This window comes from Lunatimonas sp. (assembly GCF_020832325.1).
In the GTDB taxonomy this organism is placed as follows: Bacteria; Bacteroidota; Bacteroidia; order Cytophagales; family Cyclobacteriaceae; genus Lunatimonas.
This window is the reverse complement of record NZ_JAFIEU010000006.1, coordinates 48,039-63,449: the sequence shown is the minus strand read 5'-3', so window position 1 is coordinate 63,449 and position 15,411 is coordinate 48,039. Positions and strand designations below refer to the sequence as shown.

At 49.6% G+C, this 15,411-nt stretch carries 10 protein-coding genes; 4 read left to right on the top strand and 6 right to left on the bottom strand.

The genetic code is table 11. The annotated features are described in order from the left end of the window. Both JJU34_RS01380 and JJU34_RS01375 read right to left on the bottom strand, forming a co-directional pair. Positions 1-1,779, bottom strand: a complete 1,779-nt coding sequence (locus JJU34_RS01380) for an SLC13 family permease (protein WP_228690520.1) — start codon at positions 1,777-1,779, stop codon at positions 1-3. 3 nt (positions 1,780-1,782) lie between these two features. Further along, complete coding sequence (locus JJU34_RS01375) at positions 1,783-4,092, bottom strand: acyl-CoA dehydrogenase (protein WP_228690519.1); 2,310 nt, start codon at positions 4,090-4,092, stop codon at positions 1,783-1,785. Positions 4,093-4,216: 124 nt separating this feature from the next. On the opposite strand from JJU34_RS01375, the gene JJU34_RS01370 reads away from it, so the two are divergent. The 3 genes from JJU34_RS01370 to JJU34_RS01360 all read left to right on the top strand — a co-directional run bounded on the left by JJU34_RS01370 (position 4,217) and on the right by JJU34_RS01360 (position 8,616). Then, complete coding sequence (locus JJU34_RS01370) at positions 4,217-5,458, top strand: polysaccharide deacetylase family protein (protein WP_228690518.1); 1,242 nt, start codon at positions 4,217-4,219, stop codon at positions 5,456-5,458. 3 nt (positions 5,459-5,461) lie between these two features. Then, entirely contained in the window at positions 5,462-6,511 is a 1,050-nt protein-coding gene (locus JJU34_RS01365) for an alginate lyase family protein (RefSeq protein ID WP_228690517.1), read from the top strand. Positions 6,512-6,666: 155 nt separating this feature from the next. Next, positions 6,667-8,616, top strand: coding sequence for a heparinase II/III family protein (locus JJU34_RS01360; RefSeq protein ID WP_228690516.1), 1,950 nt, complete (start codon positions 6,667-6,669; stop codon positions 8,614-8,616). A 224-nt stretch (positions 8,617-8,840) separates the two neighbouring features. On the opposite strand, the gene JJU34_RS01355 is transcribed toward JJU34_RS01360, so the two are convergent. From JJU34_RS01355 to JJU34_RS01345, 3 genes are all read right to left on the bottom strand, one after another. Further along, the gene (locus tag JJU34_RS01355; protein WP_366512658.1) at positions 8,841-11,099 is read right to left on the bottom strand and encodes a penicillin acylase family protein; all 2,259 of its coding nucleotides are present in this window, start codon (positions 11,097-11,099) and stop codon (positions 8,841-8,843) included. Between the two features lie 97 nt (positions 11,100-11,196). Further along, complete coding sequence (locus tag JJU34_RS01350; RefSeq protein WP_228690515.1) at positions 11,197-13,074, bottom strand: CocE/NonD family hydrolase; 1,878 nt, start codon at positions 13,072-13,074, stop codon at positions 11,197-11,199. Positions 13,075-13,127: 53 nt separating this feature from the next. Beyond that, the gene (locus JJU34_RS01345; RefSeq protein ID WP_228690514.1) at positions 13,128-13,856 is read right to left on the bottom strand and encodes an RsmE family RNA methyltransferase; all 729 of its coding nucleotides are present in this window, start codon (positions 13,854-13,856) and stop codon (positions 13,128-13,130) included. A gap of 59 nt (positions 13,857-13,915) precedes the next feature. Between JJU34_RS01345 and JJU34_RS01340 the strand changes: the two genes are divergently transcribed. Next, positions 13,916-14,806: a 6-bladed beta-propeller gene (locus JJU34_RS01340; protein WP_228690513.1), complete on the top strand. Its 891-nt coding sequence runs from the start codon at positions 13,916-13,918 to the stop codon at positions 14,804-14,806. A 33-nt stretch (positions 14,807-14,839) separates the two neighbouring features. Here JJU34_RS01340 and JJU34_RS01335 read toward each other — a convergent pair whose 3' ends face one another. Beyond that, positions 14,840-15,382, bottom strand: coding sequence for a ferritin (locus JJU34_RS01335; RefSeq protein ID WP_228690551.1), 543 nt, complete (start codon positions 15,380-15,382; stop codon positions 14,840-14,842). Positions 15,383-15,411 lie beyond the last annotated feature (29 nt).

Sequence of the window (15,411 nt, the reverse complement as noted above, 5' to 3'; positions counted from 1 at the left end):
CTAGGGTCCGAAAGGTGGCCAAATGAGCAGAATTAGCGGGATCGCCACCGCAGTGATCAATACCGTCAGTGGCAAGCCCAGTTTCCAGTAGTCCCCAAACCGATAACCCCCGGGACTCATCACCAAGGTATTGGATTGATGCCCGATGGGGGTAAGAAATGCAGCCGATCCACCTATGGCCACAGCCATAAGAAAAGGATCGGCAGACGCATCCATCGATGTGGCAATTTTGACGGCAATGGGGGCCATCAGTAGTACAGTGGCTGCATTGTTGATCACAGCTGAGAGCAACATGGTCACAAACAACAGGATGGCTAGTAATCCCCACACCGGAAAGTCCGTCCCCAGCCGCATGATTTGACTGGTGATGGTTTCGGCAGCGCCACTCGTCTCGAAGGCGATCCCTACCGGAATCATCGCCCCCAGCAAAACGATGATGGGCCAATCGATGGCTTGGTAGAGGTCTTTCACGGGTAAAATCTTACTGGATACAAGCAGAAATGCTGCGAGGATAAAGGCGATCTCTACCGGAATCAGCTCGGTGACGATGGAAGCAATGGTGAGAACAAACACCACCAAAGCAAAGATAGTCCTTTTGGGTTTTCCAATTTCGAGTCCACGTTTAGCCAAGGGGTAGCAACCCATGCTTTGAAAGATGGCTGACATCTCGGAAGCCAAGCCCTGAAGGAGTAAAACGTCTCCGGATTGAAAGGTTACGTGGTCGATGCGCTGACGCAGGGTGCGGTTGCTACGAGCTAGAGCGAGCAGATTTACTCCATACCGGGAGCGCATATGGATACTGGCGGCTGTCTCTCCGATGAGCGGTGAATGCTCGGTGACAATGCCCTCCGTAACCTGAATCTCGCTGCTTCCCTCGGCTTTTAAGTACAGGTTTTCATCGCCTACCAACTCCGCTTTTGTCTCTTCCAAGAATTTAGTCAATACGTCCGTATCGCACTCCAGGATCAGAATGTCTCCTTCTCGAAGTGTTAGCCAAGGATTGGGGGCATGGATACGCTGCCGGTGCCTGACCAAACCAAGGACTTTGATCTCCCGGTCCTCTTGAAGGTCTATATCCCTGACTTTCTCTCCGATCAGCGAGGAGCCTTCCGAAATGAGCACTTCCGTAATGTAATTATCGATCTCAAAGGAATAGCCTTCTTTTCTTGCAGCCTGTCTTTTGGGCAATATCCGCCACCCGATCAAAGAAATAAACACCAATCCCGCAACCGTAACTGCCACTCCTACCGGACTGAAGTCAAACATCCTGAAAGGGCCATCCAATGTGCTGGCTCGGTAGGAGGATATGATGATGTTGGGAGGTGTCCCTATGAGGGTGTTCATCCCGCCCAGCAAGGAGGCAAAAGCGATGGGCATGAGGATCACCGATGGCGAGTAGTTGTTTTTTCTGGCCAATTGGATAGCTACGGGCATCAATATGGCCAATGCACCGATATTGTTCATGAAACCGGATGCCACTGCTACGATGGTACACAGAACGCCCACTTGTAGGGCAACAGAAGATCCTACCTTGTCCATCAATTGCACGATGATGTTGACCAATCCGGAGTTCTCCACCGCCTTACTGACCACCAGTACGGCGGCTACCGTGATCACAGCCGTGTGGCCAAACCCAAGAAAGGCTTCCTCTTTGGGTACCACGCCGCAAAGCGCCAAAAATACTAGCGCAAGAATGGCGACCAAATCGTACCGGGGCTTTCCCCAAATAAAAAGCACCAAGGCTACGGCCAAGGTGCCAAAAACCAACAGTTGCTCCATGGGCTAGGAAGACTGCTTCGTTAGAATTGGCGCTGACAGACAAGCCTCTGGAATGTCAAAAGCATTCACCAGCGGTACGGCGTCTTTGCGGATTTCCCAGCACAGCTGATTGATCAGTTTTCGGATCGCTTTGGTTTTGACTCCTTCCAGATAGCCTTGTTCCAGGTACCAGCCTTTGTTTTCCTCAATGGTATGTAGCGCGTAGAGATCACAAAGCTTTTTCAAGACCTTTTCGTAAGACTGGCCTTTGCTGGTCTTGACCGCATGAATAAACTGCTCCAGCACCACTTTTTCGATAAAGGCTTTCCCTACATTGACAAAATGGTGCTGACACACGTTGAATGCATCAAACGGATCCATCCCATCACCAATCAGTCGGCGCATCCGACGGGCGGCAGAATCCACCAGGTCACTGGCCCGGTAATCGAATGCGTTTAACTGAAAGTCCGGGTCGGTCAGGTGCGATTCGTCTGTATTGCGGACGATGAGAGGGTTTTTTTCCGTCAGGGAGGTTTTGGTCTTGGACGCCACGTACGTGACGATTGTAAAGAAATTCATGTTTTCAAACTGATCCCGGTAGGCACTTAATCGGCTTTTTGCTACCAGTTGCATGAGTACGGTATTGTCTCCCTCGAAGGTCGTATAGATTTCTGTGTCGTTCTTCAGCGCATCGATTCGGTTTTCCGACAGGTACCCCTTTCCCCCGCAGGCCTCGCGGCACTCTTGGAGGGTGGCGGTGGTGTTCCAGGTAATGTAGGATTTTAGCCCCGCAGCGAGTGCTTCCAATTCCTGCATTTCCGATTCCTTTCGCTTCATAAACCGTTTGGTCATGTACTGCATGGCAAAGTGTCCGGCGTAGGTTTTGGCCAAAAGGGGCATCAGACGACGCTGGTGCATGCGGTAATTAAGAATAGGTACTTCCTCCCCCCCCTCTGGGCCAAACTGACGCCGTTGGTCTCCGTAGCGGATTGCAATGGCCAGGCCGCTTTTGGAGGCCGCAATAGCCGATCGGGGGATGCCGATCCGGCCGCCGACCAAGGTGCCCAGCATGGTAAAGAAGCGCTTATTGTCGCTGGCTATTGGGGTTTCAAATTCACCCTGCTCATTTACTTTGGCGAATCGGTCCAGCATATTCTCCAACGGAACGATCACCTGGTCAAAGGATATCAATCCGTTGTCGACGCCATTTAGGCCCATTTTTCTACCGCAGTCCTCAATGTGGATTCCGGGAAGTGTGGAGCCGTTTTCATCTCTTAGAGGAACGATAAACGCGCTAACCCCGTAGTCAGTGCCGTCAATGATCAGCTTGGCAAAAACGGTGGCCATTCGACCGTGCAGGGCGGCGTTTCCGATATATTCTTTGCGAGCCAGCCGATGTGGCGTATGGATGGTAAAGGTTTTATCGCGGTGGTGGTAGGTTGCCGTGGTTTCGATACCCCGCACATTGGATCCGTGATTGGTTTCGGTCATGGCAAAGCAACCGGGAAGTTCCAGCGTACCGATTTTGGGAAGGTATTTGGCATGATGTTTTTCGGTGCCCAGAGACAGAATACTCATTCCCCAAAGTCCAAACTGCACCCCAAACTTGATCACCATACTCAGGTCTCGATAGCTCAAGGTTTCCATGACCGAAAAGTACGCCTCCATATCGCCTTCTCCTCCCTGAGCCCTAGGGTATCCGATTTTTCCGAATCCGGCATCTGCCACGATTTTGCACCAGATCAGTACCTGCTCGCGGTAGACGGCCAGGTCCCCGGGATCTACATAGTCAAAGGCTGGCTTTTGAATCAATGATTTGACCTTTCGGATAATACCTGCCTGATCGCCGTCTAAGAAACGGGCCAATTCCTCGACGGAAAAGGCCATTTCTGTTCCATGTGCTGTGGTCTGTGTGGGGTGATCTTCCTTAAACCGGTAGATGGCGCTGCGCCCGACAATGCCGAGATTTTCCTCTAGTTTTTGTAGGTCCTTTGCCAATTGCCTTCCGTTTTCTTTTACCCAGTCGGCAGGTAACTCTTTTTTGGCAAGCGCCAAGCTGATGTCTGCGAGGTTATTGTACTCAGCCCCTCCCAGTACGACAGCCTTAACAGTGGCAAACCAATGGGCTATTTCCTGTCGATCAGGGGCATTGCCCTGCGTCACTTTTGTCAAAAGTGTAGCTTTGTCTTCTTTTTCCATCCAAGTGAAGTCACGTATGATGGATTGAAGGGTCTGCCATTCCTGATCCCGCAAGACGGCGTCAGACCAGATCACGTACAAAAAGGGATAAAAAACTAGGTTTTTCGCTGTTGCTGTTGCCTTTGTAGCTTCCATAAAAAGGTATTTTAGGGATTTTGGTTTAAGTTAACGATTATCTTTTCAAAAACAGTGCTGAAAATTTGTGGATTTTACGCTATTTTACATCACGTCTAAGGACATAACCCATGAATGACTGATTATGAAATCCTCCAACATCCTGTTCAGCTGCTTTTTTCTTTTTGTATACGTAAATTTCTCTGCATTGGGTCAAGAAGTTAAATTTCCGTGGCCGGAAGGCAAGAAAATGGCACTTAGCCTAAGTTTTGATGACGCCCGAGCCAGCAATCCTACCCACGGCATACCACTTCTAGACGAATATGGCATTCGGGCCACTTTTTTTGTGGTTCCCCAAAGCGTGAAAAATAATCTCGAAGGATGGCAAAAGGCGGTGGTCACTGGCCACGAAATGGCCAATCATTCCATTGTACACCCGTGCAGTGGCAACTTTGTCTGGTCGCGAAACAAAGCCTTGGAAAACTACACCCTGGACAAGATGCGGGCGGAGCTATTGCAGGCGAATTTTGAAATAGAAAACCTTTTGGGAGTAACACCTACAGTGTATGCCTATCCCTGCGGACAGATGTACGTGGGTAGGGGGCAGTATGCACAGAGTCTCGTACCCCTGATTGCGGATCTTTTCGTGGCGGGTCGTGGGTGGTTAGCCGAGGCACCTGTAGATCCCCTCTATGCGGATTTGGCCCAGATCACCGGAATAGAGATGGACAATAAATCCTTTGATCAGGTGAAGGCCTACATCGACCAAGCGGCGGCCAACGGGCAGTGGCTGGTATTAGCCGGGCATGAGACCAATGAGTCCGGACGTCAAACCACCTACTTGGAAACCCTTCGGGAATTGGCCAAGTTTGCCCAAAACCCCGAAAGCGGTATTTGGATTGCGCCCATCGGAGAGGTGGCGGCCTATGTACAAGCGACGCGAAAGGCCATGGCTGACACCACCAACCTGCCACAGCTGGTACGTGCCGCTCCTGACGGAAAGCTTCACTTGACCGCAGAAAACGGTAGCGGAGTGGGACCTCGTATTGAATACATGCCCGATTGGCGGGCCTTTGGCTGGTTTACGGGGAAGGATCAGGTTGTGTGGGAACTGGATGCTCCCCGTAGTGGAACGTATCAGGCCATTCTGGAATGGTCGGTATCCGACGAGGAAGCAGGAAAAGGATTTGTGCTTGAATCAGAGGTAGACGCCATCCGGGGCCGGGTAGAGCGTTCCGGTTCTTGGGAAACCTTCAAGACACTGTCTATCGGGAAGCTAAACTTGGAAGGGGGCTATAACAAAGTGGTTTTTCGCCCCGAAGAGGATTTTGGTTCCGTGGGAGCACTGCTAGATCTGAAGCAGATCACGTTAATTCCCGTTTTCTAAGCCATGTGGGCACTGCTTCTTTTTGGATTGTGTTGGAGCCAGGCACCACCTGCTGCCAATCTTGACACGTGGACTACCTTGCTCTATACCAATTCGCAGTCGTTTGATCCCAAGGTCATTCATGCTGAGACAACGGATGCGCTGCGGCAGGATTTTCAGCGGGAAAAATCTATCCCTCCCCGTCCTGTCGAACGGATTTTCTATGAGGGCTTGCTAAATAACGATCCCCGCCGGATGCAAACAGAAGAACATTTGCGGGATATGGATCGCCTGGCTTTGTTTTATTGGTACCATAAGCTACAGGACACCCAGGAGGTTGCTCTGCCCATGAGGAAATTGGCGTTGGCATGGGTATCCACCTATTGGCCCGATGGGAATCCGATCAATGAAAACAAATTGGTGCCACTAGTGTATGTATATCCATTGTTGTCGCCCCATTTGAATGAAGAGGAAGACAATCGGTACCGGGATTTTCTATCTCATTTGGCACAGCGGGTTATGAATTTTCCCAAAACACCCATGAACAACTGGGAAACCAAGCGCATCCACTTGCTGGGAGTTACGGGGATGGTATTGGGTCGAGGCGACTATATCGATTGGGCCGAGAGCCGCTTTCGGAACTATGTGGATCAGTGCCTCTTTCCGGATGGCACCAGTTCGGATATCAGGCAGCGGGATGCGTTGAGCTACCACGTCAGCGCGTTGAAGCCCCTTTGCCAGCTCTTGGTTTACATGGAGGCCAAGCAGTCGGGCAGGGGGGCGGAATGGTTTTTTTATACCGGGGATTCTGGTGGTAGCCTCCAAAAGTCCTTGAAGTATGTATTGCCCTATGCCAAGGGGGAGGCCGTTTATGCCCAATGGAACAACAGCACGGTGACCTTGGATAAACAACGCGCGGAAGCTGGCTTGGCGGAGTACCAGCCGGGGGTAGTGTACCAGGCAGATCGGGCCTATGATACCATGGCGATGGCATCCCTGTTTGATTCCAGTCTTGGCCTGACCGAATGTCAGCAGATCGTTTGTCAGGTGGCCCTACAGAATCCATTCCGATGATACGCAAATACACGGGCCTGGGTCCAAAGAAACTTTGGAGATTCAACCTATTTTTGACGTTAAGTTGTTATAGTGTGGAAAAATGCGTATTATTCGAATGGATAGTGCTTTCGGCTTAAAAGTGTATCATCCCTTCATATTAGACCCAGAATACCATGAATTACGGCATATTCGTCACGACCTTGTTGCTCCTGTTAGTGAACTTACCGGATGTGGCAGCTCAAAAGTTGGTCAGCGGAAAATACACCCTGGTTGAGTTGGAAGATAAACTTATACCCCATTCGCAATGGAAGCCCTTTCCAGCTGCTTCGGATAGGGATGCTTGGAATGCTGTGGACCAAGAGACCTTGGATGCGTATCTTAAGACGGCCAGTGAGAATATCGGTTACGAGTGGCCCTACATACCCGCTACCAAATCCCTATTGATCGAGCGAACCGGTGACCGGGACGAGTACCAGGCAGTGACGTTTCAGAAGCGCCGGATGCTGGGAACCATGATCCTCGCGGAGTTACACGAGAACCAGGGTAGGTTTATTGATCCTATTGTGAACGGTATCTGGTCTATCTGCGAGGAGTCCTTTTGGGGAGTCCCGGCACACCTTCCAAAGACAAAAGAAATTTCCGGGCTGATCGATGTGACCAAGCCCTTCGTGGATTTATTTGCTGCGGAGACTGCTACCTATCTTGCATGGGCCGATTATTTTTTTGGAGATCAGTTTGACCGGATTTCTCCCCAAATCCGAAAACGTATACGGCACGAGACCCAGACCCGGATTTTCCAGCCCTTGATGAATCAGCATCACGGCTGGATGACGGCCAATTCGAATGGGCGTCCGCCGAATAACTGGAACCCTTGGATTGTTTCTAATTGGATCAATACGGCGCTGTTATTGGAGGAGGATCCGCAAAAGCGGACAGCCATGGTCCACAAGGCTGTGGAAGTATTGGATAATTTCCTAGATCCCTATCCGCAGGACGGGGGATGTGATGAGGGCCCAAGCTATTGGGGTGCCGCCGCCGCTTCCCTGTTTGACTGCCTTTCCCTCCTAAATCTAGCGAGTGGAGAAGCTTTTGCGTATGTGTACGACGACGAAAAAGTCCGAAACATGGGCAAGTTCATCTACCGGGCGCAGATCAGCGAAGAGTACTTTCTGAATTTTGCCGACGCAGATCCGCAGCCAAAGATGTCCGCGGCCATGATCTATCGCTATGGTCAGGCCATTCAGGATCCCGACATGATGCGGTTTGGGGCTTTCTATTGGGAGCCTTTTTCGGGTTCCCTGCCAAACTTCCATTACTTTCGGAATTTCTTTGAGCTCTTTGTACAGGACGAGATAAGGCAGGCCGATAAAGGCTTACCTCTTCCCAAAGACGTGTGGCTTCCCGATATACAAGTAATGGTGGCCAGGGATCAGGCAGGTACAACCGATGGGTTTTTTCTTGCTGCGAAGGGAGGGCATAATGACGAAAGCCATAACCACAATGATGTCGGAAATTTTGTGGTGTATTACGATGGGCAGCCCCTCCTGATAGACGTGGGACGAGGTACCTACACCCGTAAGACCTTTAGTGATGACCGCTACACAATTTGGTATAACCGTTCTGATTTCCACAATCTACCGACTATCAACGGGAAGGTGCAGCTACCAGGCAGTCAGTATAAGGCGACGCATGTTTCGCACCAGGGCCGGCCTCAGGTATCGCAGATGACGCTGGATATCCGTCAAGCCTACCCGGAAGCCGCTGGCGTGGAAAGCTGGGAACGAAAGATTGTGCTCAACCGAGGCAGACAAATTAGCTTGGATGATGTGGTCTCTCTAAATTCTGCCACTGGCATTACCTACCATTTTATGACGATCTATCCAGCAAGTGTTACACGACCCGGCGTGTTATCGATTCCATTTGTCGGCAAAGACGGGGTAACCAAGAATTTCGAATTGAGATACAATGCGCGTCAGATGGAAGCTTCTGTGGAAAAGGTCCCGCTTGAGTCACCCGAGGATAAGGGGATTATTACCAAGTGGGGCGACAGGATCTACCGGGTAAATTTCGAGGTAAAGAAACCCAAGGCAAAAGACAGCTATCGGTTTGTGGTAGCGAATTGATAGATGCTAATCGAATTCGGTGGAGAGCTACAATAATTCACCATCGCAGGTTCACATCACATACCAACAAGCGTTCGTGTCTATGCTGCATTCGGTTGATTGGTCAGCAAATCCGGAGCATAAAACACCTTGCGCGCCTGAAAACAAACCGACCTGAGAATTCCAGGGTGTAGCGGAATAACCAACACCAATTTTCTTTCCTATTTGAACTCATTTGCCTTGGGTTACCGCCCCATTCCCGGACGGTAGGTCTTTTTGGCGTGTTTGAGGATGTCTTCTCGGTAGAAATTAACCTCTTTGAATTCGCCCTGCGCATAGATCTCGGCCTGATCGTAAAAATGGGGAGAAGAGGGATCTCCGCTTTGACCTCCGGCCAATAGGCTTTTAGCCCGTACCTTTTCTCCAAATTCCACTGCAGCTACAAAACTATTCCCTACCGTTCCGTAGATCTTCTTCGTTGGAACCGAACTTCGCCCCACGTAAGAAGCTAATGAGCCCCAAGTAGCCGGTGCAAAAGGGACTGGTATGCTTGGCTGTTGGTCATCGAATGGATGGACAATATCGCCCGTTAGCCGTTGGAAGCGGTTGATTTCTCCCCAAGGCGTCTCCCAAGTACCGAAATCCCCGGTCAGATTTTCCAGGGCTTCCTCCAACGCCTCCAATTTCATGGCGTCTGAAGTGTATTGGGCTAGAAAATCGAACAAGTATACTTCTTCTGGTCTTTCCAAAGATCTCGCTCTTTCCAAAAGCGCGGTTCCCCAAAAATGTGCCAAGGACATGGGCACGGAAGTTAGTCCAAAGCGTAAGTCCCAGTCTGAAAGCTGCTTGATCGGTTTTTCGAGCGAAGTTTTCCGCGGATCCCCCTTTTCCAGTCGGTCATAGGCGCTCTTTAACGCCGGAATTAATGGCTCAAAAGCAATGAGGTACGAGTCGTATCCCAGCGCGATGAGGTTGTTTAGTGTAAATCCACGTTGGTTGCTTAGAAGCCTGACCGCATTCAGTCCACGGGCATTTTCTGCATCCGGAGCCATGTAGCTGGGGTAATTACCTCTCGTGGGGCTATTTACGCCTGCAGCGGTAAAAGGTGTTGAATTGCAATTTTGAATCCATCCGTTTTCAGGGTTGAATAGGTATACCAGTTCCTCGATGGGGTGGAGCCCCTTCCAGTCTGTGTCGGGATCGCTGCCGTCTACTACACCTGCCCAGTTGTAGGAGGGGTTGCGTACCGGCACAAAATTTCCATGGTAATACGCAATATTTCCATCCTTATCGGCATATACGGTGTTGTTGGAGGAGTTGGTGCGAAGTTGCATCACCTCCTGAAATTCCCGGTGATTTTTGGTTTTTGTCCTGAGGTAGGATTGAGTCAGGGCTTTTTCCCTTTCCACCATCAGTTGAATGGCAATCCAGTGTTCGCCTTCCGAACGGATGACGGGACCATGGTGGCTGTAATAGGCGGTTATGGTTTCTGAGCCTATGGAGTTTCCATCGGCATAGTCAAGGGATATTTCCTTTTCTCTCATGGGAAGCCACTGCGAGCCATGTTTGTATTGGTAACTACCCTCGTAGGCTCTAACAGTCAGTGCATAATGGTCGATTACGTCCGTACGCGACGAGGTATGCATCCAACCGTTGAAGGGATTGAAGCCTTGGTAAATGAAAAACTGTCCCCAAGTTACTGCACCGTAGGCGTTCAGGCCTTCCTCGCTTTGCATGTGTACCTCCGGCCTAAAGTAGAAGGAAGTATGAGGGTTGATAAACAGCAGGGCGTTGCCGTTTTGGGTTAGATCTGGGGCGATGGCGAACCCGTTAGATCCGCTGGGGTTTTCTTCCAGTTTCCATTCTGGTTCGGGCAGGTAGCTCTGGTATTGGTTTCCGTAAAAGGCCTTTAGCCCGGCGGGTGATATGCGTTCTATATCTCCCCCTATGCTGCCCTCGCTGAAGGCCAAAGCCATCCAGGGTTCAAACCGGTTTAAGAGCTTGGGTTTTATTTTTGGGTTTTCGGCTAAGAAACAGTTAATTCCGTCGGCCCAGGCATCCATCAGGGATTTAAGCCAAGCGGGGCTATTGGCATATTCCTGCTGCAGGGTATCCGGATCGATGTACAGTTTCATCCGGAGATCGGTAAAGATCTGGTCTTTGCCCAGCACCTCCGCGGTACGCCCCATGGCCGTGATATAGTTCATCTCTACCCGATTGAAGTCGTCCTCGCATTGCGCATAGATCATCCCAAACACCGCATCGGCGTCCGTTTTCCCAAACACATGGGGAATGCCCCATTGGTCGCGGATGATTTCTGTTTGTCTACTATGCTGGCGCCAGCGCTGTTTTTCCGTTTGAGCGGTAGCGAGGAACGGCATGGCAATCAAAAATAGCAGCAGGAAATTTCTAAGAGACCTAGTGCCGCATTTCAGCAAGAACATGGAATTTTCAAAAAATAGTAGTCTTTGATCAATGGTGGAACGCGTAATCCTCAATTTCATGGTTGAAGTGGTTTGGTGGTTAAGGTGGCTTTTAGCGAGCAGTTGCTAATTTGAGTAAAGGCCAGCCTCAGGAGATTCCGGAGACTGGCTTTTAGGGTTATTTAATGATGGGCAATCGGATGCTGCTGGGATAGCGACGGGAATGATGAATTCGGTTGTTGGCTACGATTCCAACAGTTTCGTCATAGTTATTCCCACCCGTATTCAGATTTCGGTCAAAACGCGGGAAGTTAGAACTGGATACTTCAATACGGATTCGGTGTCCCTTTTCGAAGTAATTACTCGTAGACATAGGGGTTAGGTTGACCTCGTAGACGTTACCAGCCTCCATAAATACCTCTTGCTCGTAGCCTTCCCGATAGCGGACCCGTTGGATGGTTTCGTCGAGATTGTATGCACGTCCGTCGGGATACACGTCTATCAGCTTGATGGTTACATCGGTATCCTTAACGTCTGACGAAAGATAAAGCGTGGATTCGATAAAACCACTGATCTCAATCCCTTCGGACAGTGGTTCGGAGGTATACACGAGTATATCTTCCCTCAGTTCCATTTCCTGCTGGTCAAAGGCGCCACCCTGAATAGCGGTGCCCGTGCAGCAGACGTTTCCGCCGTAGGAAGTCACCGGATTCATGGGGTCATAGGTAAAGCTGTCTGGGTTGTCTCTGATTGGGCGTTTCGGAGTAAGCATACCGTCTCCGTTTCGGGTGTTCGCCCGGCCTTTGCTATCTAGGTAAAACGTTGTCATTTCTGCATTTGCCGGAGGCCAGGTTTTGGACTCCTGCCATTTATTGGATCCCATCGTGAAGTATTTTACTCGGGGAAGGGTTTCGACAATTCCATTTTTCTCTTCCTTCAGCCAGTAGTCAAACCAACCGTATACCAGCGCATCGTAGTCCAATCGGGCGTCGCCCATATTTCGTTCGCCGACTACCGTGTTTTCCGTTGCCCGCGTGAATGCACAATGCAGGGTGGGTGCAATCACCAAGTATTGATTATCCCGAATCTGTGGGTCAGAGGCATTTTCACGTACATGGTTGAAGAGTGCTAAGTTGGGGCTACTGGCCACGTCGTACCAGGATACAAACCAAAAACTTGGCACTCCAAAGTCCATATTGTCGTGGTAAAGACCGCCTTCGTACCACTTGGGATCGTTGGGTTTTCGGGTGACCATTTCCTCAAAGATCCCCTTGGGTCCCTGTGCGTTTTTGATAATATCCTGCACAGGGAGGTGTGCAAGGCCCTCTGACCAATCTACACGGGGATATCTGGGTGCCATGTCGTAAAAGCGCTGCAAGCGCAGAAGGTCTTCCTGTCCGATACCCTCGGGCAGTTTGGGAGCCATGGGGTCGTGTTGGGTACTGTACAGCCAAGCGATGAATAGCATTTGCGTGGCTCCGCCCCTGTACCAGTTGCCCTGCTCATAGTATTCTCCAATACGTCCTACTCCGGCCCCGTATCCTTGGGGAATCATCGCCGCATGGGAAGGATGGTCCAGTGCAGCCACCGCCATCTGCCATTCGGCAGTGGAGGAGCAACCCAAGGTGCCGATTTTACCATTGCTCCAGTTCTGTTCTGCCATCCAAGAGAAAGCGTCGTAGCCATCTGTCAATGGGGTACCGAGGATGTCCCATTCTCCCTCAGAAAAGAACCTGCCCCGTTCGTTTTGCACCACGTAGGCATAGCCACGTTTGACTGCCTGATAGGCCGTCTCCAATGTTCGCGTCGCCAATTCACCATCCCGGTAGGTGTTGAAGTTGTAGGGAGTTCTAGAAAAGATAATGGGCACCGGCTGATCTGTTTTGGGACGGTAGATATCGGTGGCCAGACGTACACCGTCCCGCATGGGCATCATGACTTTCTGGTTTATGACGGCAATTTCCGCCAATTGGTTTAGGATGTCAGCCTCTTGCGCGTAAGTAAATGCCGAGATGCATACCAAGCAGGCTAATAGGTGAATTCGTATTTGTTTCATGACAATTGGACAAGTGTGTAGAACGGTTGGTCAAACCTTGGAAATTTAGACGATCAAGTGGGGGGGCTTTGTGAGGAAATGGTATTTATCAGTTGCAAGCTGTGTACCACGGCAAGTCCGGCAGTTTCGGTTCTAAGTCGATTTTTACCAAGAGAGCAGGGTGTGAAACCTTGGGCTACAGCTTCCTGAATTTCTTTGGGAGCAAAATCCCCTTCCGGGCCTACCAATACAAGGTAGGAGTGTGCCGGTTTGGCCTGCTGTACGAGATGTAGCGGAATATTTTCATCCACAAAGCAGATAAATCGTTGGAAGTTAATCCAGTTTTTATCGTGGATAAATTCGTCAAAGTCTCGGATTGCATTGATTTCGGGCAACCAAGTCTGAAAACTCTGCTTACAGGCATTGACGGTTTTCTTGTAGATACGTTCGTAGTTGATTTGGTCCTTTTCCGAATTTTCCGAACGGATGAACGTTATTTCGTTTACACCAATTTCGGTGATTTTTTCCATCATCCACTCCACTCGGTCAGGGCTTTTCGTGGGTGCGATGGCCAGATGGATGTAGTGTTTGTCCTGAGGCACGAACTCTTCCTCCACAATCTGAAGCACGGCTTTTTTGGGGTGGTTATCTTCGATCCTACAGGTGAACAGCGAACCCTTGCCATTGGTGAAATACACCAAGTCACCAATGGGTTTTCGAAGTACACGGGTCAGGTGTTTGGATTCGTCCGGATCCAAGATGAGCTCATCTCCTTTGATGTCTTTTTGAAAAAAAAGCTGCATTCGTTTTGTAAGTTGAAACGAAGATACATACTTTGACGACTTATTCCAAAACTACGAAGATGGCACCGAGAGAGTATATAAAATTGGTAGGTTTCGTATTTTTAGTTGGTACTGCGGTGTCATGCCGTCAAACTTTGGATGTAGTGGACGATATCTTGGCGTTGGATCCTGAGACTGCAGTCGAAAATCTGCCACTTTCTGAGCTAGCTACTGAAATCCGATATGTAGCGTTGGAAAACGAACCGGAAAGTATGTTGGTGAATGTGCGGGAGATTATTATCCGGGAAAATTACATCTACGCATTGGATCGGGTTCTCAAAGCCGTTTTTGTGTTTGATCATCAAGGGAAGTATATCGGTAAATTAGCGCGATTGGGAGAGGGTCCAGGGGAGTACCAAAACATGCAGCATGTATTGGTGGATGAGGATGAGTCGTTTATTGATGTGTTTGAGTTTCGGGGCGGCCGCTCGAGGATCCTTCGGTTTTCCAATTTGAGCTTTGAGTTACTGGAAGAATTCCCGATTCTTCTCCCCCAAGCCAATTCCTTGAGGAGGGACCATAGCGGAAGGTGGTATTATTTTTCTGCTCAGCAGATGGATAATGAAATTAACGATGGGTTTACCAATGCAGATTTAATCGTAGTGGAACAGGAGAGTATGAAGCCCACGTTGTTTTTTGAAAAGCGAATCGAAACCGATGGTTCTTATTTCACGGCCAATTCGGAAAGTTTTTCTACAAACGACAAAGGAGAGCTGTTCTTTTCAAGGATGTTTGATAACCGTTTTTATCTCTTGTCTGAGGGGGATGTTTCTTCGTTTCTTACGGTGGATTTTGGTGAGAAGGGAGTGGATCCGTCTTGGGGATTGAAAAGTACCCGCGAGCAAATGGATTTTTTGTATAGCAATGAGGTGCCCACAAAAGAAAAAAAACCGGTCAGCTCGAATGGCTGACCGGCTCCTTTAAAAGGTATAGCTACTAGGGATTTATTCCTCGATCGCTGCATGTAGCTTGCCCAACTCTTGGTCGATGGTCCATAGACCGATACCTTCTTCTCCGATGATATCAAAGAGTTCCAGAGCACGTCTTGCAACGGTTTCTTCTTCCCGCTGTTCGGTCACGTACCATTGCATAAAGCTGAAAGTAGCGAAATCTTTTACCATAAAGCAGTGGTCTACGATGGTATTGATGGACTTGGTTACTTCAATCTCATGCTCCAATATCAGCTCAAAAATCTCACGCAACGAATTGAAGTTATGTCTGATTCCAGTTATCTCGGGTTGGATGGCATGGCCACCTGCATCGTTGATATACTTGAAGAGCTTGAGCATATGTTGCCTTTCCTCGTCGGCATGGTCATAGAGGAATTTGGCCGAATTGGCGAAGCCCATCATCTCGCACCATGAAGCCATGGACAAATAATATGCGGAGGATCTGCCCTCCATTTCCACCTGTTTGTTGAGTTTCTTTTCTGTATCTACTAGTAAGGAACGCTTCAAGGTGACGATTTCTTTTTCTGCTGTCTTCATATACATGGTCGTCCGGGGTTAGGTTTACA

Coding starts and splice junctions, on each gene's coding strand:
- JJU34_RS01365 (WP_228690517.1), top strand. CDS start 5,462: ATGTGGGCACTGCTTCTTTTTGGATTGTGTTGGAGCCAGGCACCACCT.
- JJU34_RS01370 (WP_228690518.1), top strand. CDS start 4,217: ATGAAATCCTCCAACATCCTGTTCAGCTGCTTTTTTCTTTTTGTATAC.
- JJU34_RS01345 (WP_228690514.1), bottom strand. CDS start 13,856: ATGCAGCTTTTTTTTCAAAAAGACATCAAAGGAGATGAGCTCATCTTG.
- JJU34_RS01360 (WP_228690516.1), top strand. CDS start 6,667: ATGAATTACGGCATATTCGTCACGACCTTGTTGCTCCTGTTAGTGAAC.
- JJU34_RS01375 (WP_228690519.1), bottom strand. CDS start 4,092: ATGGAAGCTACAAAGGCAACAGCAACAGCGAAAAACCTAGTTTTTTAT.
- JJU34_RS01355 (WP_366512658.1), bottom strand. CDS start 11,099: ATGAAATTGAGGATTACGCGTTCCACCATTGATCAAAGACTACTATTT.
- JJU34_RS01350 (WP_228690515.1), bottom strand. CDS start 13,074: ATGAAACAAATACGAATTCACCTATTAGCCTGCTTGGTATGCATCTCG.
- JJU34_RS01335 (WP_228690551.1), bottom strand. CDS start 15,382: ATGAAGACAGCAGAAAAAGAAATCGTCACCTTGAAGCGTTCCTTACTA.
- JJU34_RS01340 (WP_228690513.1), top strand. CDS start 13,916: ATGGCACCGAGAGAGTATATAAAATTGGTAGGTTTCGTATTTTTAGTT.
- JJU34_RS01380 (WP_228690520.1), bottom strand. CDS start 1,779: ATGGAGCAACTGTTGGTTTTTGGCACCTTGGCCGTAGCCTTGGTGCTT.